Source organism: Turicibacter sp. KK003, from assembly GCF_037014675.1.
Taxonomy (GTDB): Bacteria; Bacillota_I; Bacilli_A; order MOL361; family Turicibacteraceae; genus Turicibacter; species Turicibacter faecis.
In genome coordinates this window covers 1,230,209-1,256,451 of the sequence record NZ_CP142738.1, presented here as the reverse complement: position 1 = coordinate 1,256,451, position 26,243 = coordinate 1,230,209, and the positions used below count along the sequence as shown (strand labels likewise).

Genomic DNA, 26,243 nt, shown 5'->3' with positions numbered 1-26,243 from the left:
CCTCCCTACTCGATGGACTAAAGCAACGATTCATTCAAGATATAAAAATGAAAAGTTGACCTCTATTTAATATAGAAAAACTGTTTATTTTTATACAAACAGCGTCCATGCCGTATAGTTTTGTGCCCGCCGGTTATGCTAGTTAATGAAAATTAAGCAGGATAGGTGATAAAAATGGAAAATAACAAGGCAATTCTTAAAGAGTTAAATAAATTTTTAAAAGGAATTAAAATGGGGACCGAGACATTTAAAAAATATGAAGAAAAGGCTCAGGATGGAAAACTAAAACACCAGTTAAGTCATATCCTTTCGATTTTTCATTCACACGATCAAAAAATTTCTGCCGCCGTGTTAGAATTGGGCGGAAAAGTCCACGACTCGTTAGGCATTGAAGGTGAAATGGCCCTGATGTTTGAAAAATTAAAAGAGGTCTTTGTAGATACTGATAAAGAAATCCTTGAACATGCCGTTAAAGCGATCGATATGGGAATTAAAAATAGTGAGAAGTCATTAAAAGCGTTAAAAGAATTAACGCCTCCAACTCAGGTGACTGAAGGAATGACCGAAATTGTAAATGATTACAAAACAACACTAAAAACACTCGAACACTTTAAATTTTAACACCATGAAAAAAAGCAGAGGACATCACTCCCGCTGCTTTTTTCGTTTAATTCCTTACGACGTAAATTCTAATAGTTTCAAAATATGTTGGGCGATATTCCGCTCCACCCCAATCGAAGGATAGGAATGAATATGGATAGCCGGATTGAAGTTCAGTTCAATAATCGCATAAGGGGATTCCTCATCGCCCTCACGTTCAATCATCATATCGACCCCACAAATTTTCGCACCGACCACTTGGGCGGCCGCAACAGCAATTTCTTTAAATCGTTGAGGCATGACATCTGTAAAATCGATACTATCTCCACCCGTACTAATGTTAGAATTTTTCCGCAAATAAACAGTCTCACCTTCTGCCGGAATATCCTGAACCGTTCGATGACTTTGACTTAGGAAAAGCTCAACTTGTTCATCTAATTTAATTTTTTCAAGTGGCGTTTTATACCCTTGTCCGCGTAAAGGATTCTCATTCTTTTTCGCCACCAATTCAGCAATGGTATGAATTCCATCCCCGATAACATTGGCTGGGACACGGTGTAGGACACCTACCACTTGATCATCAATCACAAGAAAACGATATTCTTTACCAGGAATAAATTCTTCAACCAGAACCGTCTGATCATGAGAAAACGCTAACTGTAATGCCTTTTTAAGAGCTTCCTCTGTAGCCCCCGTTTGAAAAATGCTAATTCCAAGTCCGAAGTTCGTCGATTTCGGTTTAATCACAAGTGGATGCCCGCTAAACGTTCCAATCGATTGATAGGCATCTTGCAAGTGATGAAACTCACTTCCTTTGGGAACGCGAATCGCCCCTTGTTCCAAAATTTTTTTTGTGACTAATTTATTTTCCATCATTAAGACAGAGACATAATTATCCTTTGATGTCTTAGTCGCCTGTTTCACATATTCCATTCGCTCTCCCTGTCCAAGAGAAATAAAATTTTCAGAGGCATCTAAAACATCCACGCAAATTCCTTGCTTGATTGCTTCCTTCATTAAAATTTGTGTCGATAACTCAAGATCTTCATACCCTAACAATCGAAATCGGCCATCGTTCGCCTGTTGCTTATACTCCCGCGCTAACGAAAGTGGTGCTTCGACCCCGCCCATTTGTTGTTTGCGTTTACGCATGGAATAGGCCCACGTAAAGGGATAACTTAACGCGCGTTGTTTGATAAGTAAGAATTCGTTTTCCCCTTGGAGTGAGAGTTTTTTGTTTAACTGCTCCATTTCATTGAAGATGGCTAACGCCCACTCCCGTTGACTAATCGTATGCCCTTGGCGTTTTAATGGCGTATTGTAATCGAGTCGTTTAGACACCCGCTCTTGATTTTGTTCTCCTTCTTCCCCCCATGATTCATCGATTTCCTGAGTTAAAAGGTAAATCATAAATAGATGAAGGAAACGAAGATCCCCTTGTGAAATCCCACACGGATCAAAAGGATTTGCTTGTAACTGCTTAATCGTTAAAGATGGCCCTTCCCCTTGAGCGATTTCAATCGTTGAACGAAAGAGAGCCGTCAAAAACCAGCGATAATACCTGGCGCGCTGAGTCATCTGCTGATAAAAACCGTGTTCCTCTAATGACCCCTTCATCAAATGATGTAACGGTTTCGCATAAGAATAATGATACGAAAGTATGCCCTCTTCTCCTTGTTGCAACGTAAGTGGCTGCCAGAAGTATCTATGATGAGGTAACTCTAATAATAATAAATGATGCAAATTAAGTAAAAACGCGTAGCTTGCCTGTGTCCCTAAAAGGGCAGGTGTTTGGAGGATGATTCCCCCATCCTTTGGATCTATTTTAAAATAAGGATGCTTGGTGTGAAGAAATGAGCAGGTTGCCTCAACAGGTTCCCCGTTTTCATTCACAACATATCCCTTTCGCGTCAATTGAATGATCGGTGTCATGTCGATGGTCGGATTGATCATCTGAAGTCGTATCTTTTCCACTTAACAATCGCCTCCTTACGATTCGTCGGTATAAATAATAGGACATACATCCCTTTAATAGACTTGATATTGCAATTGATAACCAAATGCCAGTGACTCCAAAGGGTTTCATGAGTAACAGGGCAAGTGGAATTCGAAGACAGGTAAATATAATGCTGATCAGTGCAGGAATGTTCGGACGCTTAATTCCTGTAAAGAAACCGTTTAATACCATTTCAATGGCACTGAAAAGTTGTGAACAAGCAATGACTTGTAGATAGTGACACGTCATCCTAATGGGGTGTTCCTCTTGAATAAAAAGTAACGTCAAGGGGCGCGGAATCAGGATAAACAGTAGCGATGCCACAGCGGCATACCCTACGGCAAGCCCTAATGCATAGTTAACTCCAATTCGGATACGGTCGTTTTGTATTGCCCCGTGATTTTGTCCAACAAAGCTTGCAATCGCACCATTAATACCTCCAATAACCATAAACACAATGGATTCTAGTTGGAGACCAATTTTTTGCGCAGCAATCGCCTCTTGTCCGAATATCGCGATGCATTTGGCAAGCACAATATTAACAAATGTAAATAATATGCGCTGTAATGCCATCGGAAACCCAAGTCTTACGATGTCCCATGCCGCTTTTCGCTCAAACCCAATCGAGGGTTGAAAGCGAAATAGCGGACGGAAACGGCTATAAAAAAGAAGCGTCATGACTCCATTAGCTATTAGCGAGGCCCACGCGGCACCGCTCACCCCTTGCCCACATCCGTAAATTAAAATCGGATCTAACGTGAGATTTAATAAGATTCCAATTAAGTTAATTTTCAAAACTTCTTGATTATTTCCATGAGCATTGAGTAGACGGGCGTATAATAAATTAAAGAAGTTAAAAAAGAGCATCGGGGCACTAATTAAGAGATAATGAGTCGCCCCTTGCGAAACGCCCGCATGGTTTAAATCTAAAAACCCAATCAGTCGCTTGGCACTGAGTGTAAGGAAAAGCGCATAAAGCGCCCCCACTATTAAGTTAATGAGCGTTCCAGCGTTTATATAACTTTTAATTTTTATTTTATTCTTTTCTCCGATAGCATGAGCCACGCTAATCCCCGTTCCAATCACGACAAAGGATTGAATCGCATAGCCAAGACCAATGAAAAAGGTTGATGATCCTACACTTGCAACGGCCTCACTTCCAAGGCGCCCCACCCATAGCATATCTACTAATTGATAGGTAAACTGTAGAAGTGAGCTCCCGATAATGGGAAGAGCTAGCGTCAATAGGAGGGTAGAAACCCTCCCTTGTGTCATGTCTATTTTTTTCATGCTACTCCTCCTTTTTTTGCTGACTAGCTCGGTGAGGAGCCTGCGTTTTTTGGTAACATTTTTGTCCCCCTGACAGGTTATAAACGCATTTGAATCCATGATTAATTAAAATATTTTGGGCGGCATTTCCAGTCACACCTTTATTACAATACGTCACGACAGGTTGTTGTGGATTCAGTGTCTTTAACTGATCACGAAGCTCACTTTGAGCGAGGTGGCGCGCCTGAGGAAGATGATTTTTTTCATATTGCGCTCGAACTCGCGTATCAATGACCTGAATTTCTTCCCCCTGTTGCAATCGTTGATGAAGTTCCGTCGGAGTCATCAGAGGACGACCGTGATTTAGAGCATTGTCTAGTGCCATTCCAACGTAATGGACAGGATCTTTTGTTGTTGCAACTTGCGGAGCGTAAGCTAAATCCAGGTGGAAGAGTTCGTCGACTGTCGCTCCATAGGTGATCAATGTAGCAAAGACATCAATACGTTTATCCACCCCATCGTATCCAATCGCCTGAACACCGAGCAATTTTTGCGTTTTTTTATCGGCAATCGCTTTAATCATTAGCTCCTTTCCTTTAAAATAAAGAGCTTTATCCGGCTTAATGGTATGGCAGATTTCAAGGTCAAACCCGGCCTGTCTCGCCTCGTCTTCTGAAAGTCCCGTTCGTGCAACTGTTAAATCAAACACGCTCACAAGGCTCGTGCCAAGACTTCCCTGATAACTCAGCGTTCCCCCAGTCACAACATCTCCCGCGATTCTTCCCGTCTTGTTCGCTGTTGACCCGAGCGGATGGTACATCGGTTGTTGCGTTAATCGCGAAAACGTTTCAATGCAATCACCGCAGGCGTAAATAGCTTCCTGACTCGTTTTCATCGTTGAATCGACTTTAATGGCCCCAGTTGTTCCCAGTTCAATGCCTGCTTTTTTTGCTAAGGTCACATTCGGACGAACCCCCGTGGCCAAAAGAACAAGGTCGGCTGATAAAGAGGTACCATCTTGCAACACCACGTGATCTTGTAAAATTTCTTGAATCGTTGTTTGTTTTAAAAGATTCACGCCCTTTTCCAAAAGTAAATGTTCAAAATAATGCGCCATATCCGGATCAAGTCCGATCGACAACTGTTGATTTTTTTCAACCAATGTGACAGAGAGCCCCGCTGAAATAAGTCCTTCTAACATTTCTAACCCGATAAATCCACTCCCTACAATGACAGCCGTTTTAGGATGATAGGACATTAAGTGTTGTTTAATCGTTAAAGCATCCTGTGCGCTTTTTAACGCATAGACATGCGATTGCTCCATTCCTTTAATAAGTGGAAAAGACGGCGTCGCTCCTGTCGCTAAAATAAGTGCGTCATAACGATCCGTAAACTGACGATTTGTTTTTAAGTCTTTGACCTGAATTTCTTTTTTTTCAGGGTCAATTGCAAGAACTTCATGAGCTGTTTTAATTTCTACAGCATAGCGTTCCTTGAAAAAGGTGACATCCCGTGGTGTTAAGGTTTGAAAAGAATCAATATTTCCTCCTATATAATAAGGAAGACCACAACTCGAATAGGAGATAAGCTCTCCTTTTTCATAAACGCTAATCTCAGCCTGCTCGTTATTTCTTCTTGCTTTTGCTAACGCAGACGTTCCCGCTGCCACGGCCCCAATTACAATAATTTTCATCTGTTAATCTTCCTTTCCTTCTTCTGTTATTGAAAGCAGTTGACTTAACTGTCTTAAAAGTTCCTTTTTACCTGCCTCGTTAATCCGATAATAATTCCAAGTCCCCACTTTTCTTGATTGAACAAGCCCACACCCAACCAGGATCTTCATGTGATGAGATAACGTCGGCTGTGAAATTTGAAAAAATTCTAATAACTCACACGCACACCGTTCCCGTTGTACTAATAGGCTTAAAATCTTTAGCCGATTCGTATCTGATAACGCCTTAAAGCACTGGGCTACCTCTTCCTCCTTCACTCTATCCCTCCTTCTTGAATCCTTAACTCAGGAGCAAATGCTCATTGCTATTTTTATTCATTGATCAACCAACCATTTTTTAAAGTCTAAGCTAATCGATTAAATCCGTATATATAGATAATTATCTATATATACACACCAAAAAGCAACAAAAAAAGCAGATGATTTATCATCTGCCTCCTATTTTTATGATTCTAAAATCCTTAATGCGGTTTCAACGGATTCATAAACCCCTTTTAAGCGATTCATCTCAAAGAGCGCCCCCTCAATTTCACTCATACTTTTCCCTTCAGACCGTAATCGGTCAATGAGATCCTGCGGGGCCTCATAACGCGATTGTAAATCCCGTTGGGCTTGTAACAACTGTCTTCTTATCTCTCTCATAACAAACTCCCTTAATTATATTCTTCCCCATTTACTTAAAACCAAAGAAGTAAACGATATCATTGTAACATTTTTCACTTATTTTGTCAAATTTGATTTAAAAATAACCTAGTCGGACCCAGTTGACTCATTTCTAAAGAGAAAAAAAGGGAGAGGAGCCCGTTGTTTAAAAAACTTTACGTTTCTTCCCCCTTTCATTAACACGACTAGATGCCCAACGACGACGTTTTACATCACCACTTAAATATTTATCTCCCTCATCTTTGAAGCCTTGAGCCCACCGTACACGTATCCGGTACGGCTATTCATAGAACAAACACGCTTTATTAGATGTTTTAACTCTTCTTTTGACACTAAGAGGATACCTAATACAACAGTCTATCTCCTTACATCTCCTCAACTACTAAAGTTATTAGTCAGGCGAATGCTCAACTTTTACAGTAAGAAACAAAAGACAAGAACTGTTGAAAGGAGATTTGCGCCCGCGTGAATCAAAATACCCGCAAAAAGGCTCCCGTCTGACTTCGTTTTCTTTAACCAGCCAAGTGTCCACCCGATACCGGCCGTTAATCCCACAACTAAAAAAATAGGCCCAATGCTCTGATTTAAGACTGAAAAACAATGAATCAGTCCAAAAATCGTGGCCTGTAACAGATTTGCCCATCCCCAATTGATCCATTGTCCAAACAATTCTAACAAAAATCCCCGAAAGAAGATCTCTTCCGAGAGAGCTGTTTGTATACAAGCCCACAAAACAAGGATTAAAATGTTTTGAACGCTCCACCCACTTTCTAAAAAAGAATCCACAACAAATCCACTATAGGTTAAACATCCTGTCTGATAAAGCCAAAGATACGGAATAAAGACCCCAAGGCCGATAGCTGTAAACAAGATAAACATCCATTTGAGTGGCAATCCCTTACCTATTTTAAGTCCTATCCAAGAAAAGAAGCCGCTAAATGCTCGACGAGAGCACACGTAATAAAGAAATGGAATCGCCATTAGCAAACCGACTTGTAATAAAGCACTTATAAGCTGATTCATTAAAATCATCCTCTAACCCCCTGACAGAAAAATGATCCACTTGATGAAGTGGACCATTTTTTTCTATTCGTTTACTATTCACTTTCGACTAAATTTGATGCTTCATTGTGAACGTGTTGATTTGAATAAGAATCTTCTTTACCCGGGATAAAACTCATTACTACTCCAACAACAATGGTTAAAACAACGACTCCCCATCCTCCGGTAACGAGGTGTGAAAGTGGGTATCCCGAATAAGGCGTTTGAAGATTTGTGATTAAGTAAGTGATGCTAATAAATAAGAAAATGACAGGGCAAATATATTTAATGGCAATATCCCACCAAACGCCATATTTAAAATCTGTATTTTCATTTAAATACCCGCGTAATTTTTTAGCACCAAACATCCATCCCAAGGCGAGACATTCAACGAAGCCAATGGCGATTAAATTAAAATCATTGACGAAGTGATCGACAATATCTAACCAATAAAGTCCAGCACGTGTTGCAAAAATTAAGCTAGCTAAACATCCGATGACGCATAACCAAAGTGTTGTTTTCTCTTTGTTCCACCCAAATTTATCAACTACTGCTGTAATAATCGCCTCCATAATTGAGAAGGCTGAATCAATCGCAAGCGTGAATAACATAAGGAAAAAGACTAATGAGAATAAAATGACCCCAAGACTTCCTCCAGGCATTTGCCCAAGCGCTTCTGGATAGGTCACAAAGGCTAACATAATTCCTGTATGACTCATATCAGAAATTGCAACACCACTAATTTGTGCTAAATAACCTAAAGTCCCGAAAGCGGCAAATCCAGATAAAAAACTGATTGCGGCATCAGCAAACCCAATAATCATAGCATCTTTAGTTACTTCCGCATCCTTACTTAAGTAACTTCCGTAAGCGATCATGATTGAGAATAAGATACTTAAACTAAAAAATATTTGTCCATAAGCAGCCGCCCAAACATTAACATCGAGCAACTTCGACCAATCCGGTGTTAAATAATAACTGAGTCCATCCATGGCTCCGGGTAACGTCACGGCACGGGCAATTAAAATCACCAATAAGATAACAGGTAAAATCACGGTATATTTCACGATTTTCCCAACTGATGTCACCCCATGTCGAATGCAATACCACATACAGAACCAACCGGCAATTAAGGCGATGACGACCACCGGGCTAAATCCACCTAAATCAAACATCCCGCTTGAGACTTGTAAAACATCCCCGGTAAAAATATCGGCTGCTGCTTTTTCCATCCAAGGCGATTGGAAGGATAAGCCAACATAATCAATGACCCACGCTAACACGACCGAATAATAGGCACAAATACAAAAGGCCGTTGCTACTCCCCACCAACCGATCCATTCAAATTTTTTGTTGAGTTTGGCAAGGGCACTCGGTGCACCAGATTGAAATCGTTTCCCAATCGATAACTCAAGTGCTAATAACGGGATTCCCGCAGTTAACAGAGCCACAAAATATGGAATTAAGAATGCGCCTCCTCCATTTTGATAGGCAATTCCCGGAAAACGCCAGGCATTTCCGAGTCCGACAGCCGATCCGATTGCCGCCATAATAAAGGTTTGTCTCGAACTCCATTGTTGACGTGCCATACAAAATTCCCCCTTTTTCAATCATTTAGTCCCCTTTTTACAGTAATTCTCTCTTTTCTCAATAAAATTTACCGTTTTAAGGCAACTACGGGTATTGTAACATATCCCAACAAGTTCGCAAGACACAAAAAGGACATTTTTTTAGGTGAAAAGGGTTTTAGCTCGCAAAAAAAGATGTCTCCTTGATTGGAAGACATCTTTTTGCTTTTTTCTAGCGATTATCTACTTTTTCTGGATATAAATCGTGATTCATCAAGCGATAGTTAGCCATTTCTTCGTATTTTGTTCCTGGACGTCCATAGTTACAATAAGGGTCAATACTAATTCCACCACGAGGGGTAAATTTTCCCCAAACTTCAATATACTTTGGATCCATAAGACGAATTAAATCTTTCATAATGATGTTCATGCAATCTTCATGGAAATCTCCGTGGTTACGAAAACTAAATAAATAAAGTTTTAACGATTTGCTCTCTACCATTTTTTGCCCAGGAATATAGGAAATATAAATCGTCGCAAAATCAGGCTGCCCCGTAATCGGACAAAGACTCGTAAATTCAGGACAGTTAAATTTCACAAAATAATCGTTATTCGGATGTTTATTATCGAATACTTCTAAAATCGTTGGATCATATTGATAGACATAGGCTGTTCCTTGATTTCCTAGTAAGGTAATTTCTTTTAATTCTTCTTTTTGACGACCGCTCATCTTAGTTCCCCGCTTTCTTTTTCATTAAATAGTGGTCAAGCCCTCGTTGGCGTAATTGGCAAGCCGGGCATGTCCCACACCCACTTCCGATGATGCCTTCATAACATGTTAATGTTTTGGTCCGAATATAGTCAAATTGACCGAGTTGGTCGGCAAGCTCCCACGTTTCGGCTTTATTTAACCACATGAGGGGCGTGTGAATGACGAAATCCGTATCCATACTTAAATTGAGTGTGACATTTAACGATTTGATAAAGATATCTCGACAATCGGGATAGCCGGAAAAATCGGTTTCGCAGACCCCTGTAATGAGATGTTTAGCGCCTTTAACTTTAGCTAACACACCGGCAAAACTTAAAAATAATAGATTTCGCCCTTCGACAAACGTTGAAGGAAGTTCCCCTTCCGCCCCTGGTGTAATGTCAATCTCTGAACGTGTTAATGCATTTGGAGCTAACTGATTCAATAAAGACATATCAAGCACATGATGTTCAATTCCTAATTCGTGACAGATTTCTTTTGCACACTGTAATTCAGCGATATGACGTTGTTGGTAATCAAATGTAACCGCGATGACTTCATCAAACTGTTTTAACGCCCAAAATAAACAAGTGGTTGAATCTTGTCCCCCACTAAATACAACGACTGCTTTTTGTTTCATGATTCTCTCTCCTTAATTCAGTAGCATAAGCCACTCTTGTCTTAAACTTGCGTCTTGTTCGATTTTGTTCCCTCGATACGTGAGGGTGGTCGTCGAGGTTCCTGGTTTTTTTATTCCTCGGGCCGTCATACAACTATGCTCTCCCTCAATTTTAATCATAATCGCTTCGCTTCCCGTAATTTTTTCGATAATTTCAGCAATTTCTTCCCCGATGCGTTCTTGAAGTTGTAATCGTCGCCCAACCATATCCGCAATACGCGCTATCTTACTTAACCCGATGACCTTGTCTTTTGGCAAATAAGCAACGCTCACCGTCAGGTTATACATCAAGGCTAAATGATGCTCACAATAACTAAAAATCGGAATATCTCGCACGATGACGACTTGATGGGGGGAGTTAGCGACCTCTTCCTCTTCAAAAGTGGTCCCAAATAAGTGAACCATCTCCTCATTACTCACCGTCATCCCGGCAAAAACCTCTTCATACATTTTGGCCACCCGTTTCGGTGTCTCTCTTAGTCCTTCACGCGTCGGATCATCCCCGAGTGCAACTAAAATCTCTCGAATACATGCTTCAATTTTTTCAGTATCAATCTGACGTTTCATGTTAAACTCCCCTCATCTCTTTTGGCCAAATATATTTGTGTAATTGGAGTTGCAAGCGAACATCATTTAACTGCTTCTCTTTCATAAACGCCACCACTTCTGCCGGGGAAATCAAATCCGTGACTGGGCTAAAATAGACCGGGCAACGTGTCGATAACTGCGACTGTTTTATTACCGAAAGCGCGTCCTGTAAGTCCGTCTCACTCGCAATAACAAATTTATAAACATCTTTTTGATCGACAACATTTAGATTATTTAGGCACATGTGACGATTCATTCGGCTCTCCCAACCTTTATAGTCGATAATAAAATGGACGTTTTGTTCCTTATATCGATGTTTTAATGGGGTGATATCGATGGATCCATTCGTTTCAATATGAATCACTAAACGATTATCTTGGACTAATCGATCCAACAAGTGCTCAATGCCGGGTTGAATTAATGGTTCCCCACCGGTTAAGGTCACGTTTTTAACATTCGCCTCTTGAATCCACTGGTAAATGTCTTCTACTCCCATTTTTGTAACACAACTCGTTCCATCCCATGAGTAGGTAGTATCGCACCAAGCACATCTTAAATTACAATCAGAAAAGCGGACGAAGGCGGCTAACTCGCCTGATGTCGGCCCTTCTCCATCAATCGAGACGAACGTTTCAATTACTTTGAACATGAATATTCCTCCGTGTAAATACAACTATTCGTTGGGGTTTCAAATAACTCTACCTCAGTGACAGCCACCCCGTCTGCTTTTAATTTTCGATAAATGTCGCGTGACATTTCCTCAGCTGTTGGTCGATAGGGAACAAAGACGATTTCAAACGCAAGTCCTGATTCTTCTAATTTTTTGGCGACTTCTTTCCCCTCTTCGCTCGCCTCAACGACTAACTTGTGATCAAAGCGATCATGAATCTTTTTAAGGGCTTCTTTGACCGATGAAAAATCATCGACCATTCCTCGTAAGTGACCCGTTTCATGCAAATCTTGACTTGAAACTTTAACGACTAATCGATAACGATGCCCATGAATATTTTTACACTTTCCTTGATATCCGCTTAAATAATGCGCAGTATCAAATTGAATTTCACTTTTTAATGTAAACATCTGTCTCTCTCCTACCTAAAAAAAGTTCCCGTTTATCCTGAACTAGACAGATAAAAGGGAACTTTTTTATTCTAAAGACGCTCAGTGAACGTCATCATTATAAAAAAGGGCGCCTATAGGCACCCGTTGTTTTTATCGATATGAGCCTAGTTTTGTTTTAAGACAGGATGGTCTGAATGAACTGTCTATTAAAATGAACCTCCTATTTATACCATAGTTAGCGAATGATGACAAGTCATTGTGTTTATTTTTTGACAGAAAAAGCCGGTTGATTAACATTCTTCCATCAACCGGCGCTCTTTTATTTTAAGAAGTTTCTTTCTCTGCTAAAACTAAACGTGCAAAGTTATACGCCATATACATATCACTCTCATCATGATTCGTTAAGAGAATAACGGTCACTTTATCTTCTTGATGGCGCAAAAACATTGAATGCCAACCGATAAGATTTCCGGTGTGTGACACGGTATTTTCAACCCCTGCATTGACAAACCATCCATAACCATAAGCCGAGGTTCCGATGGTTGAATACGCCTGGGTCATGAGACGATAACTTTCGCCTGAAATGAGGGTATTTTCCCGTAAGGCACGATCATACTTGTATAAGTCCATCGCAGTTGAATGGAGACCTCCTGATGAATAACCGAACGAGGGGTGTAAGACTTTAGCCTCGTCCCCATTGGCAATGTTTCCATTATACGCGGTGGCGAGATGCTCAATTTTTTCACCTGAAACATTCAGTCCAGAATCCGTCATCCCTGCCGGTTGAAAGATGTGTTCTTCTAAATAATCTGAATACGTCTGTCCACTCACTTGTTCAACAATCGCCCCTAACACGTCGTACCCTAAATTCGAATAAATAGACTGGGTTCCGGGTTCTTCGTAATAAAGGTTTGATGCCTTAAATGCCGGTGCAATGACGTCCATCACCGAGACTTCTCGTGAGTAATCGGTTAAATCATCGCCAGAATAAAGTCCCGAGGTATGTGTGAGTAATTGATGAATCGTAATTTGATCGGCGTGAGGCATATCCGGAAAGTACGACTCAATCGTTTGATCGAGGGAGAGTTTCCCCTCTTCGACTAATTGTAAAATACTCACAGCGACAAATGATTTAGAAACCGAGGCAATGTGGAATTGATGATCGACACTCATCGCTTCTTGATTCTTGACATTTGCCATTCCGTAAGGTTGTAATAAAACCATTTCACCTTCGCTTGCCACTAAGGCGACTCCATTGAAAGCGCGTTCCTTTAAATAAGCATCCAAGGACTGAGCCAGTGTCTGATAATGACCAGACATTACCGTTGTGGTGTTTTCTTGTTCTTCTACTTGTTTGGACGATTTCTCCCGTGCTTCTTCGTTTAAATGAGTGGTCGTCGCGCATCCTCCAAAGAGGGTCAGGACTGCCACTAAACAAATACACCCGACTCTTTTTTTCATAATTCCTCCCACGGTTGCCTTTATTGGGCCACTCCAGTCATGAGCAATTGGTTAAAGCGTGAAATAATCTCTTGATTAGGGTGAACCGATAAATATTTTTCAAAAACTAATCGTGCGCTTGTGTGATTCATCTCATGTAGCGGGATATCCACCGAAATCTCACGGGCATTCACCCAAAAGGATGCTTGATTTGATTCGCTAGTTTCCATCCCCAACGCGTAAATTCCTAAATCAGAACAAATATAACAAGGACTGTTTTTTGCTTCTTCGCAAAATGGATGAATGTCCCCGTTCAAATCTAATTGTGCTTTGATATTTTCCATCGGATTTAAAAATTCTAAATGGATGTGATGGATTGGAAACATACATCGTTTCACTTGGACTGAGATTTCATTATGAGCGACTTCTTTAATTTCTAAACACACATGATCGTTTTCATAATAAGGCGGATTGTGTCGTAAATGTTCCACCCCGTACTCTCCTTCAACTGATACTGATTTCAAATAATTAATAAACTTATAAATCATTTTCATCACCTCAGATTAAATCCGTCTAAATAAAGAGACATTATCTAGACGCTTGTTGAACTTAAACCCTGTTCCCTTAATTAATCTATGCCAACTTATCACAAACTATGATACTTGAGGGATGAATCTCAATCTTTTTCTTAAGAAAGGAATATAGAAAAGGTGAGTCGCCTTTAACGCCTCACCCTCATCATACACATAATTCGAATCTGCTGTTTTTATCGTGATTCCATCTTCCAAAAAACACTGTTTGCACTAAACGTGACACTTAACATGGACGAACCCATGAAAATTTATAGACTTTTATTCCAGTCGAAGGGGGTAAGACTAGAAGTTTCGTATTATATTTCAAGCCAAATGTATAGGTGAACCATTCGAAACATTAAATCAATGTTTTTAAGGTTACTCCTCCGTAAACATATCATCCATTTTGCTCATCCTTGTCGTATTAAATGATGCAAGATTGAACTCCTGCAATTCACTACAACCATTAAACATATAACTCCTATCTTGTACAGTACTTGTATCTAGACCACTTAAATCAATGATGTTTAATGGTGTTCTGCTAATAAGAGAGCTCCTTAAATCCGTTGTTTCTAACATTACTTTTTAGTAATTAACCGTTTCAAATTTAAGAGCCATCGGTGAGCTAGGAAACTTGTCTTCAAGATATTTTTAAATTATTTTATTTTCTCTCAGACTTCCCTACAATATAAATCTTCGTATCAGCACTGTCTCCCTTCTAGCTATTTAATCCAGCACTATCATCCGAATACTTCCAATCGTGAGATGAAAAAAGGTGATTCTCTCAAGGACGGAATCACCTTTTTTCATCTCACGATTCTTCTTCAGTTAGATTTCTCATTTTTTCAAGTTTTTTTTGATACTCCGCTTGTAACAATGCTCTTTTGGCCTCTTCTTCTTTTTTTAGTTGTTCTATTTCTTTTAAATAGTCTGCTTTTAATTGGAGATTTAGTTCTTGATAGTTTAATGCTTGCTCTTTTTTTACAATTTCGAGGTGTTGATTTAATGCCTCTCGTTCTTTTACGAGTAAGGCTTGTTGTCTTTCTTCTTGCGCTTTGATTTCGTTTCTTTTTAACTCTAATTGAGTCGTTAACCGCTTAATCTCCTCCATTTGATCTGCTACTTCTGCCTTTAGTTTAGCAACTTCTTCTCGTGTGGCCTTTGCTGAGTCAAGAATCACTTTGGTTTGCGCCGCTTCTCGCTCTAATTCTGTATTTTTTTGACGCAACAAATCGTTTAAATCCTTGAAGTTCCTTTCTTCTTCTTTATACGTCGTCACGGTCTGCTTTAACCCTTTTACCTCGTCTTTTAATTGTTGAATAACCTTTTCTTTTTCGCTTAATTGTTCGAGACTTTCTTTTAGCTTTTCAATTTCTTCTTCTTGTTTAATTAATTGTTGATTCTCCTTATTTTTAAGAGCTAACTCCCGAATCTTTTGGCGCTCCATCAGATGAATATAAATATCCGTCATGCGTTTTGTAATTTGTTGTAATTCTTCAACTTCTTGTTGAAATTGTTGGGATTCTCCTCCCATTTGATTCAATTCAAATTGCGCCACTAATAATTGCATTAAATCTTTATTATTAACTCCCGTTTCCTGTGCTAATTCAATAAATCGCTGTTTTAATTCCTCATCAATTCGTACACTTAATACTGTATCCGCCATTTTCTCACCTTTTTTTATTTCTTTTTTCTCTATTATACCTCATTCTTATTCTTTTTTCTACCCCTCCACTTATCCGCGCCACAAATGTTTACATGCGTAAACATTTGTTTTTGTATCAATATACAACAAGTATACTTATGTAAACAAAAAGTATACACTCAATCCAATAAGTTTTATATTCAATATAACTTTAATTATATTGAATATAATTAAGAGGATTTATTCTCCAATAATTAAGAGTAGTTTTTAGAAAAAACAAGGGAAGAAAGACGTTGAAAAAAGTGAAGAGATGAGTTAAATATTGGAATAAGAGAAATAGAGGTTTTTTTATCCCTATACAGAAAAAAACTTCGCCGATTTGAGATTTTCGTGTAAAAAAGGGAATTGGGATAAGTGCGACGTTGGAAACCAAGGATAAACGGTTCGAATAGCGTTGAGCCGTTATACACAGGTAAGAACTTGATATCCGTTGCACAGATTCACTTACACTTCTTTGAGAGTGGAGCTTCTCTAAGTTCAATTTAAACTATACCTCATGAATGACTCTCCCACCGCCTTACCTTGTTTTTAGACGGTTTGCGCGGGTTGTTCCATCACTAAACCGTACCGTTGACTTATAGAGAAATTTACTCCCCATCAAATGGCCATGACTGAAAGTCGAACGAGAGTGAGATTTTGTGTTAACAGGTAGCTTGTTAAATCTAAATTAATGACAATCTCTGAGAGGACACAAACGTGCGATAAACACTAAAAAATTTTATAAGATGTCCTACCCCTAAACTAACGATTTGTTCATCATTCAAAAAAATGGGCCCTATCCTTTCGTAAGCCGGGTTGTTTTAGCTGCCCCAAGATTGGCCCTTATAACATATCCCGGTCTATAATATGAAATCAAGGCGTGCATCGATTCCATACGTTTCCCATATCACGATGTATCGGAAACGGCATCTAAAAAAATGAGCCCTCCCAGAAAGGGGAAGGCCTCGTAGTCTTTCGCTATTTTTTAGTCTCCATTTCTAGTGATTCGTCCGAATAATTAACCTTCGGATAACCGTCTAAAACCCGTGTCTTGTCTTTTAAGGCCAGATGTCCTCCTTTTATTGAGCGGCCGGACATATTTTAGATCCTCCCCCTCAATTAAGAGGCGTATCAGTCGAGTTCAATAACTGACACATCTAATCCATGATCTCCGTAGTCTCCCCACTTACGTATGGTTCCTGGTTCAAAAAACGCCGAATCATGACGGGAACCTTCGTCAATCAAAAGGAGCTGCGTCTCCCTCGTCAATCGATTTTCTTTTAATGATTGGAGTTCCTTTCTTTCATCTACAAGCATAGGCGATAACACATAGGGTAAGGCGTACTCACAAATGTCCTCACGATGACGTGATGGTTCAAAGAGGAGTCGGACCACGAGCTCAACTGATGCTTCTTTAGACAACACATGGCGATAATTAATCCCTTGGGCAACGATGACCAATTCATAGTCCTTAAGGCTCTGACGCTCACGCCCAAGTGGATAGTTATGATAAACCTCAAGGGGGTAACCCTCTTTCTTAATGAGTTCTCTCATTGTTTTTTGCAACACCCATGTCACATCGCGATGAGTTATAAATTGATAATCTAAATAATTTTCCTTAATTTCTTCAATGGCTCTCCCTAGCAGTTCCTTAGCAGGCGTCATCTTACTTCCCCCCGAAAAAACAAATTAGCTTTCTCTTTAACTTATTCAGCCCCCTGGAAAAAAATAATATACTTAAGAAAATAAAACAAAAGGGAGGTCTATATTTTTGAATACCAGATCATCAGCGGAAAAAACGTGAACGAAGTTTCACATCGGCGGGCCACCAAACTGCCGTATAGCTACCATTCGCTCGGTTCCATAGTTCTTCCACTGGATAATCTGAGCTTAACCCGTTAGGATCCCATCGCAACAAATAATATGTTGGATAGAAGGGGCGATGCTCGTCCTGTGCATTGCTAATGCCATCCGCCAATGCCTCCCGACTTTCATAAACATAATGATTAAGACGTGCTGTTTCATCCTTCGATTGATTTGGAAAACTCCCCTTAATCGTCGTTAGTTCCATCATCGATAATGGACGAACCGTTGAAAAATCGTAATTTTGAATCCCTTGAGAAGGGGCGATTATGATAAATGGAACATCCGATGTGAAGTTTGAAAACATAGTATCTGGAATCGTATTTGCCTTATATTGACCAAAATCAATAATTTTTACCGCTGTACACCCACTAAACATCTCATCCACACTTGGGTCCACAGCCGTTTTGAATCCACTTAAGTCCAGGATTGTTACGCCACTACACCCACTAAACATTTGACTCATATTTGTGATATTCTCGGGTTGAAAATGACTCAAGTCCAAATCGGTTAACCCGGAACATTGGGCAAACATAGAACTCATATCCGTCACTTTTCCTGTATCAAAATGGCTCACATCTAAAGCAGTCAGACGACTACACCCCTGAAACGTAGAGCTCATATCCGTCACTTTCCCTGTATCAAAATGGCTAACGTCTAAAGCAGTCAGACGACTACACCTCTGAAACATTTGACCTATATTCGTCGCATTCCCTGTATCAAAATGGCTCACATCTAAATCCGTTAAACTCGAACAGTCGGAAAACATCCCATTCATACCTTTGACATTTCTTGTATCGAATTGACTCACATTTAAACTCGTTAGGCTATTACAGTAATCGAACATCCCCGTCATATCCGTGACCTGACCTGTGTCAAATTGGCTCACATCTAAACTCGTTAAGCCAGAGCAGTCTAAAAACATCCCCGTCATATCCGTGACCCGACTTGTGTCAAATCGACTCAAATCTAAACTCGTTAAGTTACCGCAATAGGCAAACATGGAATTCATATCGGTCACATTCTTGGTCTGAAAATTCGTCAGGTCCAAACTTGTTAAACCCGCACACTCATAAAACATGGAATTCATATCGGTCACATTCCCGGTTTGAAAATTCGTCAGGTCCAAACTTGTTAAACCCGAACACCCATAAAACATGGAATTCATATCGGTCACATTCCCGGTTTGAAAATTCGTCAGGTCCAAACTTGTTAAACCCGCACACTCATAAAACATGGAATTCATATCGGTCACATTCCCGGTTTGAAAATTCGTCAGGTCCAAACTTGTTAAACCCGAACACCCATAAAACATGGAATTCATATCGGTCACATTCCCGGTTTGAAAATTCGTCAGGTCCAAACTTGTTAAACCCGCACACTCATAAAACATGGAATTCATGTTCGTGACCTGACTCGTATCAAATTGACTTACATCCAAGGATTCCAAAGCACACTCATAAAACATGGAATTCATGTTCGTGACCTGACTCGTATCAAATTGACTTACATCTAGGTTCCTTATGCTACTGCTATTAAACATGTTAGACATATCCGTTACTTTCCCCGTATTAAATCCACTCACATCTAAACTTGTTAATCCCCTGCAGTTATAAAACATCGCACTCATATCAGTAACTTGACTTGTATCTAAACCACTTAAGCTTAAATCCGTCATTTCTTGACAGTCGAAAAACATTTGAGACATATTCGTGACCTGACTCGTATCTAGTCCAGTTAAATTCAGGTTAAGGACCGTCTGGTTATTTTTAAAAGATTCTAATAGGTCAGTGGTTTCTAATTGTACTTTTTTCCCACTCACTTCCTCCAGTTGTAGGTGTGTCATAGAGCTTGGAAAAATTTTAAGATCTTTGACGCTAACTTGGCGCCCACTATATTCACCTGGAATATAGATTTCCGTTTCCGTGCTACTTCCCTTCCACCCATTTAAGATATATTTATCCGGGATTGTGTCATCATAATCCCAATTATCCAAATTAAATGTTGCCATCATATCTCTCCTTTTTCTTGAATCTTCTATCGTATTTATATGGTCAACCTCCCCTTCTCGTGCAAGCCTTGGCCTAAATAAAAAGGATTTCTTCATGTTAAAAGAAATCCTCCTTGGCATTAAATACAAACGACCCTTAACTTGGTCAGCGGAAAAAACGTGAACGAAGTTTCACATCGGCGGGCCACCAAACTGCCGTATAGCTACCATTCGCTCGGTTCCACAATTCCTCCAAAGAATTAGACGCTGATAAGGGTTTAGCGTCCCACCGTAGGAAGAAATATGTTGCATAGTTTGGTCTTTCAGACAAATTTATATCCGGGATTGCTCTTGCCAATGCTTCCCGACTCTCATAGACATATTGACCTGGATATTCCGTTTTTTCTTTTAATCCTCCGAGAAAACTTCCCTGACCTGCCTTATATTTTAAACCTGATCGTGGGCGAATGTTTGAAAAATCATAGTTTTGAATACCGGTAGACGGGGAGATTATAATAAGCGGAATATTAGATTGAAATCCAAATAAATTATCCGCAGTTGTCCACTGACATTGCCCTAAATCAATAATTTTTAATTGAGTACATCCTTTAAACGTATCCCATTTAAACTGAACGTTTTCCAGATTAAATCTACCTAAATCTAAACTCGTTAACTCACTACATCCCTCAAACATGCAACTCATATTCGTGACATTTATCGTATCAAACCCACTTACATCTAAACCCGTTAACCCACTACATTCATTAAACATGGATCTCATATCCGTGACATTTGTCGTATCAAACCCACTTACATCTAAATTCGTTAACCTACTACAACTAGCAAACATGGAATTCATATTCGTGACACTTTTCGTATCAAACCCACTCACATCTAAACCTGTGAACCCGCTACAACCCGAAAACATCCCACTCATATTCAGGACATTTCCCATTTGAAATCCTCTCAAACTTAGGTCCGTTACCCCCCCTCCCCCCCCCCCCGCAATCACTAAACATGTAACTCATATCCGTAACATTTGTCATATCAAACCTACTCACATCCACACTTGTTAACCCACTACATTCATTAAACATACAACTCATATTCGTGACATTTCCCGTATCCAATCCGCTTAGATCAATATGAATAATCTTACTTCTATAACGAAAAGATTCCGATAAGTTGGTGGTTTCTAATTGTACTTTTTTCCCATTCACTTCCTCTAGTTCTAAGTGGGTCATCGAAGATGGGAAAATTTTAAGGTCTTTTAAACTAATTTGACGTCCGTTATACTCCCCTGGAATATAGATTTCCGTTTCCGTGGTACTTCCCGTCCATCCATTCAGTATATATTTATCTGGGCTTGTGTCATCATAATCCCAATCATCCAAAGTAAATGTTGCCATAGTTTCTCTCCTTTACATTGAGTCTTCTATCTCATTTATACGCTCACCCCATCTTGAGCGTGCCACCCTTAGCCTAAATAAAAAGGACTTCTTCATATTAAAAGAAATCCTCCTTGATGTTAGAAATGAATTATTCTTCACTTTTACCTGTGATGTTGGGTCCGCCCCCTTGAACTATACGGCCACCACACAGCATGGTAGCTTTGCCCTACCAACTCCTCTAGTGGAAGATCAGATAACGAAACATCTGACCTCCATTCTAGGAAACACCGCGTAGGACAAGCCGGATTTTGCGAGGAGCCTACAGTCTCTAATGCCTCACGACTCTCATAGACGTACTGATTAACTTGCATTGATTTTTCCTTTGATCCATCCGAAAAAACTCCATCGTTCGCCTTAAATGTTGCCCAAGATAAGGGACGAATGGATGAAAAATTGTAGCCTTTAATCCCTTGAGACGGAGATATTACAATAAGGGGGGCAGTTGATGAAAAGTTAAATACGTTGTTTGGAACGCTTACCCAATGACACTGACTGAAATCAATAATTTTTAATTGGATACATCTTGAAAACATCGAACCCATTTTGGTCACATTTTCCGTTTGAAACCCACTTACATCCAAATTTGATAAGCTGCTGCAATAATTAAAAATCTCAAACATACTTTGCACATTCTCTGTATTCCAGCCATTTACGTTTAGGCTCTTTAGATAAGAACACCAGGAAAACATTGCACTCATATTCGTTACTCGACTCGTATCTAAACCGCTTAAATCTAAATTAATAACCGTTCGATTTTCTTTAAAAGAGTCCAATAAATCCACTGTCTCTAATTGTACTTTTTTACCATTCACTTCCTCTAGTTGTAGGTGGGTCATCGAAGATGGGAAAATTTTAAGGTCTTTTAAACTGATCTGTCGTCCGTTATACCCCCCCTGGAATATAGATTTCCTTTTCCGTGGTACTTCCCGTCCATCCATTCAGTATATATTTATCTGGGCTTGTGTCATCATAATCCCAATTATCCAAAGTAAATGTTGCCATAGTTTCTCTCCCTTTCATTGAGTCTTCTATCTTATTTATACGCTCCCGCCATCTGAGGTGTGATCCCTCTTGTTTAACATTTTATAGAAAATGAGCTTCCCTCCCTAGGCAAAAAAAGGACTTCACCCGCCGTAGGCCCCAAGCAATTCGTACACATGATTAAGCTAAAACAAAAGTTATGAATAACCTTTAAAGGGGAGTCCCCCTAACTAAATATAACTGTTCGATTCATGGGGGCACAGTGAATTTTTCCATTTAAAAATGGCTCGCATGTCTCCAATCACTCCTGGATCCATACCAGCCATACCATTCAGTTCACCATTAAAACTGAATTAAATCTCCCGCATTTTCTTTCAACTTATCCACGGAGTGAACGTATCGATTCGTTGTCGCAATGTTTTGATGGGCCGCAAAATCACGCACCTTCTCAATACTTGCCCCTCCACGAATCGCGAGAGTAATCGCCGTATGCCGTGTCGAATGCACCTTCAAATGCTTTGAAATCCCCGCCCGTTGACACGCCGTCTTCATCATATAATTGAGCGAACTCGGATCTAATTTTTCATTGTTACGTTTATTTCGTGAATGCCCCACAAACAAATAACTGGATGCATCCTTGTCATAATCACGCCCTGTTCGTGCCACATACTCATCAATCAACGCCTTCACCGGTGCCTGCACCTTCACCATGTCCCGCTTATTTCCTTTTCGTACAACATGAATGACCTCGTATTCCCCATAAGTAGCAAGGTCCTTCAATCGAATATGAATCAATTCCGATTTACGTAGGGCGGTCGTCAGGGCTAAATAGATAATGGCCTTGTTTCTTAACTCGACCAATTTGGTTGTATCAAAAATCGCCAACAACTGCGTGCACTCTTGTTCCGTTAAGAACTCGGTCTCTTTCGATGTCACTTTAGGCTTTTCTTCTTTTAAATTACCAAATGGATTAAACCGAAGCAACGCTGTTCCCGTCTTGTTATCCTGATATTTTAACAACCACTTATAAAGTGAACTTAACGAAGAAACCTTTCGATTAATTGTCGCTGTTGCACATCCTTTTCCCCTCAAATCTAACAAGTAGTGCTCCACATCAAACATATTAACCGCAATAATTTGCTCAAGTGTAATCTGTTCTATTGTCTCGACTTGAAAGAAATCTAAAATATCCCGTTCATACGAGATCGCCGTATACCGACTATTGCTTGCTTTTAAATTCAAAAAATGTCGAATAAAGTGAACTTTTTTCTCTGGCCCAACCGCCCGATTTCGACTTAATATTAATTCCACCATCATCACCATCTCTACTTGAAATATTCTCATCATAGCATAATTTTGACGAATATAAAAGAATGAGATCAAAAAAAGGAACCAAATTGGGTTCCCTTTTTTAACGGTATGTATTTTTTAGTTTAATTCCTAAATAAATTTCACCTAAAGCTGTAATGATAAGTGCCGTTCCAATAAAATATGGGGCAGAAATCAACGCCTTAAATGGTTGGAATACGACCAACGCCCCAAAAATAACAAAAATAACATTGGCCGCCGTATAAATATTGAGTCCAAAGTAACCGTTACGAATCGATAAAAACGTTAAATAGATTCCTCGGACTAACACCCAAATCCCATAAACTAACACCAGGACATCGAGCGTTGAAATTGGATAAAGCCATAGCGTTAATCCGAATAAAATATTAATTAATCCATTAAAAATATAAAAGAAACGTCCTTCACGACCCTTACTTCGTACAATCGTCATCACACCGATAACCATAAACATTAACGCGATTAACGCACTCAGACTAATAATACTTTGAAGCGGGAAAATAAAAAAGAAGACGCCAATAATCGCGAAGGCAATTCCTTCTACAAGAAATAATTTCTCTAGATAACTTTGCATCTTATCGCTCCTTTCAATGAGCATGAAAAAACAGTGTATTTTCCACTTGAAAACACACTGTTAGTATGTAACAACATTTCTTATTTATAACCTCACCAAGGATGAATGAGCAAAAATCAAATTCACTTTCCTTATAAAATGGGGGAAAGCAACTATCAACACGGAAATTATTAATCTTACTTGCCGAAGTCTTCATAAAAATGAACAATTCTAAACCCTTTGTCGCTTTAAACCTCCAAGGGATAGGTATCTGGGTGAGTTTCATCATAAGACTCGTTACACCAAATAATAACAATTAAATCCGTTTCCCCAGTATTTTCGATGTGATGAGTATATCCTGCAGGGATATCAATCACCTTTAGGTCCTCTCCATTGACTTCATACTCCAAAATTTCATGACTAAAAATGGAACGTAATCGCACACATCCATACCCACTCACGACCAGAAATTTTTCAATTTTGGTCTGATGCCAGTGGTTCCCTTTAGTGACACCCGGTTTACAACAGTTAATCGAAAATTGCCCTCGATTAGATGTTTTAATAAATTCAGTGAACGACCCACGTGTATCCTTATGCATAATTAAGGGATAACTCAATTCATTTTCAGGTAAGTAACTAAGGTAGGTGCTATATAACTTTTTTACCAATAAGTTATCTGTTTGAATCACCTCTTTTGTTTGACGACTAGTTTTAAACCCCGTTAAGATGTTTGCTAATTCCCCTAGTGTCAAAGAATAAACTGGTGTGACAGTCAACAGGCCACTCTTTTTACGACAATCCTCATGCAAGATTTCTAGAAACTGATATAAGACATCATCAATATACACTAAATTTAATAGGAGATTTAGATCTTTAATCCAGATAGGCTCATCCCTTGCTATTTGATAACAAAAGGTGGCGACAGCCGAATTATAGTGGGGCTGTGCCCATTTTCCAAAAACATTAGGTAACCGATAAATATATACTTTCGCTAAATTCCTCTCAGCATAGCGTTGTAACGCCACTTCCGCGGATAACTTACTTTTTCCATAGGCAGTTTTATCACCAGCCTTAATGGATGAAGTAAACAAAATGGGAGTATTTTTCTCATGTGCCATTAAAACATTCGTTATTCGTTTCGTTAATTCCTCATTTCCTTCAAAAAACTCACTCTCATTTAATGGGCGATTGACCCCCGCCAAATGAAAGATAAAATCTGCCTGAAGTACCGCTTGATCTAATTCAGAAGGGGTCCCCCCCTTATCAATCTCAAGGATGTTATATTGTTGATAAGATTTAAGAGTTGCCACAAGATTTTTTCCAATAAATCCGTTCGCCCCCGTTACAAGTACGTTCATTTAAAATCATCCCCTCGATTAGTTTTTAATGCCTCCTGAATATAAGGAAGATTTAACAATTTTTCCTTTACCTCTTCTATAGTTAACCGATACGTATTATGCGACGTATAGGCTTGCTGTTCCACAAGCGATTTGGTCGTATTAACCGACGTATGATAGTTCAAATCCCTTTTATCGCATGGAATTTTATAATAGGAGTCATAATCCACGGCAACAAGCATATCCTCCGACGAAACTAAGGTCTCGTATAACTTTTCTCCGTGTCGCGTTCCTATTATGTCAATGAGAGGATCAACACCAAAAATCTCACATATAGCCTTAGCTAAACATTCGACCGTACACGCAGGGGACTTTTGAACAAAAATATCTCCTTGCTCCCCATTTTCAAACGCAAACATGACAAGCTTAACCGCCTCATCAAGACTCATCAAAAAACGTGTCATATGCGGGTCCGTCACTGTCACAGGATGCCCCTCTTTAATTTGATCAACAAACAATGGAATTACAGATCCACGGGAAGCCATAACGTTCCCATATCTAGTTCCACAAATCACGGTCTGTCCCGCTTCAAGCAATCGGGCCTTGGCAATAAACGTCTTTTCCATAAGCGATTTGGACATCCCCATCGCATTGATGGGGTAAACAGCTTTATCAGTTGAAAGACAAATTACTTTTTTGACCCCACAGCTAATTGCTGCATTTAATACATTTTCGGTTCCTAAAATATTCGTTTTTACTGCCTCAATGGGATAAAACTCACAGGATGGTACTTGTTTTAGGGCAGCCGCATGGAACACATAGTCAACTCCACGCATCACCTCTTTGACACGATCTGAATCACGAACATCCCCTAAATAAAATTTCAATTTGGGATTGTGATACTTCTTCCGCATATCATCTTGTTTTTTCTCATCGCGAGAAAAAATACGAATTTCCTTTAATCCTTGATGAAGAAACGCCTTAACTACCGTATTTCCAAATGACCCCGTTCCTCCCGTAATCAATAATACTTTATCTTTAAACATCGATCTCACATCCCTCATTCGATCAACCTT

25 protein-coding genes are annotated in these 26,243 nt (G+C 39.6%); 1 reads left to right on the top strand and 24 read right to left on the bottom strand.

Annotated elements, in window-relative coordinates; translation table 11 throughout:
* Nucleotides 1-174 precede the first annotated feature (174 nt).
* Nucleotides 175-621 carry a DUF2383 domain-containing protein gene (locus VXM77_RS06215; RefSeq protein WP_161832034.1) on the top strand — a complete coding sequence of 149 codons (447 nt, stop codon included), beginning with the start codon at nt 175-177 and terminating at the stop codon, nt 619-621.
* Between the two features lie 54 nt (nt 622-675).
* Here the strand turns inward: VXM77_RS06215 and gshAB are convergent, their stop codons facing one another.
* The 24 genes from gshAB to VXM77_RS06095 form a co-directional block, all read right to left on the bottom strand.
* Nucleotides 676-2,574 carry a bifunctional glutamate--cysteine ligase GshA/glutathione synthetase GshB gene (gshAB, locus tag VXM77_RS06210; protein WP_338505704.1) on the bottom strand — a complete coding sequence of 633 codons (1,899 nt, stop codon included), beginning with the start codon at nt 2,572-2,574 and terminating at the stop codon, nt 676-678.
* Complete coding sequence (locus VXM77_RS06205; RefSeq protein ID WP_338505703.1) at nt 2,486-3,886, bottom strand: MATE family efflux transporter; 1,401 nt, start codon at nt 3,884-3,886, stop codon at nt 2,486-2,488. Before VXM77_RS06205 ends, gshAB begins: the two co-directional genes overlap by 89 nt.
* Nucleotide 3,887: 1 nt before the next feature.
* Nucleotides 3,888-5,558, bottom strand: a complete 1,671-nt coding sequence (locus tag VXM77_RS06200) for an FAD-dependent oxidoreductase (RefSeq protein WP_262950486.1) — start codon at nt 5,556-5,558, stop codon at nt 3,888-3,890.
* Nucleotides 5,559-5,561: 3 nt separating this feature from the next.
* Nucleotides 5,562-5,855, bottom strand: a complete 294-nt coding sequence (locus VXM77_RS06195; protein ID WP_338507420.1) for a metalloregulator ArsR/SmtB family transcription factor — start codon at nt 5,853-5,855, stop codon at nt 5,562-5,564.
* A gap of 186 nt (nt 5,856-6,041) precedes the next feature.
* Nucleotides 6,042-6,239, bottom strand: coding sequence for a hypothetical protein (locus VXM77_RS06190; protein ID WP_161832029.1), 198 nt, complete (start codon nt 6,237-6,239; stop codon nt 6,042-6,044).
* Nucleotides 6,240-6,674: 435 nt separating this feature from the next.
* A complete protein-coding gene (locus VXM77_RS06185) occupies nt 6,675-7,292 on the bottom strand; it encodes a CPBP family intramembrane glutamic endopeptidase (RefSeq protein ID WP_262950483.1) in 618 nt (205 codons plus the stop codon).
* A 65-nt stretch (nt 7,293-7,357) separates the two neighbouring features.
* The gene (locus VXM77_RS06180) at nt 7,358-8,890 is read right to left on the bottom strand and encodes a sodium-dependent transporter (protein WP_338507418.1); all 1,533 of its coding nucleotides are present in this window, start codon (nt 8,888-8,890) and stop codon (nt 7,358-7,360) included.
* Between the two features lie 211 nt (nt 8,891-9,101).
* Nucleotides 9,102-9,599 carry a preQ(1) synthase gene (gene queF, locus VXM77_RS06175; protein ID WP_161832025.1) on the bottom strand — a complete coding sequence of 166 codons (498 nt, stop codon included), beginning with the start codon at nt 9,597-9,599 and terminating at the stop codon, nt 9,102-9,104.
* A gap of 1 nt (nt 9,600) precedes the next feature.
* On the bottom strand, nt 9,601-10,260 hold the full coding sequence (queC, locus tag VXM77_RS06170; RefSeq protein WP_161832024.1) for a 7-cyano-7-deazaguanine synthase QueC: 660 nt from the start codon (nt 10,258-10,260) through the stop codon (nt 9,601-9,603).
* Between the two features lie 12 nt (nt 10,261-10,272).
* On the bottom strand, nt 10,273-10,866 hold the full coding sequence (gene folE / locus VXM77_RS06165; RefSeq protein ID WP_262950480.1) for a GTP cyclohydrolase I: 594 nt from the start codon (nt 10,864-10,866) through the stop codon (nt 10,273-10,275).
* 1 nt (nt 10,867) lies between these two features.
* Nucleotides 10,868-11,536 carry a putative 7-carboxy-7-deazaguanine synthase QueE gene (queE, locus tag VXM77_RS06160; RefSeq protein WP_161832022.1) on the bottom strand — a complete coding sequence of 223 codons (669 nt, stop codon included), beginning with the start codon at nt 11,534-11,536 and terminating at the stop codon, nt 10,868-10,870.
* The gene (locus VXM77_RS06155) at nt 11,524-11,967 is read right to left on the bottom strand and encodes a 6-carboxytetrahydropterin synthase (protein ID WP_161832021.1); all 444 of its coding nucleotides are present in this window, start codon (nt 11,965-11,967) and stop codon (nt 11,524-11,526) included. Before VXM77_RS06155 ends, queE begins: the two co-directional genes overlap by 13 nt.
* A gap of 306 nt (nt 11,968-12,273) precedes the next feature.
* Entirely contained in the window at nt 12,274-13,410 is a 1,137-nt protein-coding gene (locus tag VXM77_RS06150) for a serine hydrolase domain-containing protein (protein ID WP_262950478.1), read from the bottom strand.
* 20 nt (nt 13,411-13,430) lie between these two features.
* A complete protein-coding gene (locus tag VXM77_RS06145) occupies nt 13,431-13,937 on the bottom strand; it encodes a hypothetical protein (protein WP_161832019.1) in 507 nt (168 codons plus the stop codon).
* Between the two features lie 835 nt (nt 13,938-14,772).
* Nucleotides 14,773-15,627 (bottom strand): hypothetical protein, encoded by an 855-nt coding sequence (locus VXM77_RS06140; RefSeq protein ID WP_161832017.1) that lies wholly within the window; start codon nt 15,625-15,627, stop codon nt 14,773-14,775.
* Nucleotides 15,628-16,776: 1,149 nt separating this feature from the next.
* Complete coding sequence (locus VXM77_RS06135) at nt 16,777-17,310, bottom strand: hypothetical protein (RefSeq protein ID WP_161832016.1); 534 nt, start codon at nt 17,308-17,310, stop codon at nt 16,777-16,779.
* Nucleotides 17,311-17,431: 121 nt separating this feature from the next.
* On the bottom strand, nt 17,432-19,615 hold the full coding sequence (locus VXM77_RS06130) for a BspA family leucine-rich repeat surface protein (RefSeq protein WP_338507415.1): 2,184 nt from the start codon (nt 19,613-19,615) through the stop codon (nt 17,432-17,434).
* Between the two features lie 49 nt (nt 19,616-19,664).
* Complete coding sequence (locus VXM77_RS06125) at nt 19,665-20,453, bottom strand: BspA family leucine-rich repeat surface protein (RefSeq protein WP_338507413.1); 789 nt, start codon at nt 20,451-20,453, stop codon at nt 19,665-19,667.
* Nucleotides 20,410-20,907, bottom strand: coding sequence for a BspA family leucine-rich repeat surface protein (locus tag VXM77_RS06120; protein WP_338507411.1), 498 nt, complete (start codon nt 20,905-20,907; stop codon nt 20,410-20,412). Before VXM77_RS06120 ends, VXM77_RS06125 begins: the two co-directional genes overlap by 44 nt.
* A gap of 143 nt (nt 20,908-21,050) precedes the next feature.
* Entirely contained in the window at nt 21,051-21,761 is a 711-nt protein-coding gene (locus VXM77_RS06115; protein ID WP_161832476.1) for a BspA family leucine-rich repeat surface protein, read from the bottom strand.
* Between the two features lie 511 nt (nt 21,762-22,272).
* Nucleotides 22,273-23,247, bottom strand: a complete 975-nt coding sequence (locus VXM77_RS06110) for a tyrosine-type recombinase/integrase (RefSeq protein ID WP_338507409.1) — start codon at nt 23,245-23,247, stop codon at nt 22,273-22,275.
* 94 nt (nt 23,248-23,341) lie between these two features.
* Nucleotides 23,342-23,851 carry a DUF308 domain-containing protein gene (locus tag VXM77_RS06105; RefSeq protein WP_161832478.1) on the bottom strand — a complete coding sequence of 170 codons (510 nt, stop codon included), beginning with the start codon at nt 23,849-23,851 and terminating at the stop codon, nt 23,342-23,344.
* Between the two features lie 227 nt (nt 23,852-24,078).
* Nucleotides 24,079-25,188, bottom strand: coding sequence for an NAD-dependent epimerase/dehydratase family protein (locus tag VXM77_RS06100; RefSeq protein WP_161832479.1), 1,110 nt, complete (start codon nt 25,186-25,188; stop codon nt 24,079-24,081).
* Nucleotides 25,185-26,213: a polysaccharide biosynthesis protein gene (locus tag VXM77_RS06095; RefSeq protein WP_338507408.1), complete on the bottom strand. Its 1,029-nt coding sequence runs from the start codon at nt 26,211-26,213 to the stop codon at nt 25,185-25,187. Before VXM77_RS06095 ends, VXM77_RS06100 begins: the two co-directional genes overlap by 4 nt.
* Nucleotides 26,214-26,243 lie beyond the last annotated feature (30 nt).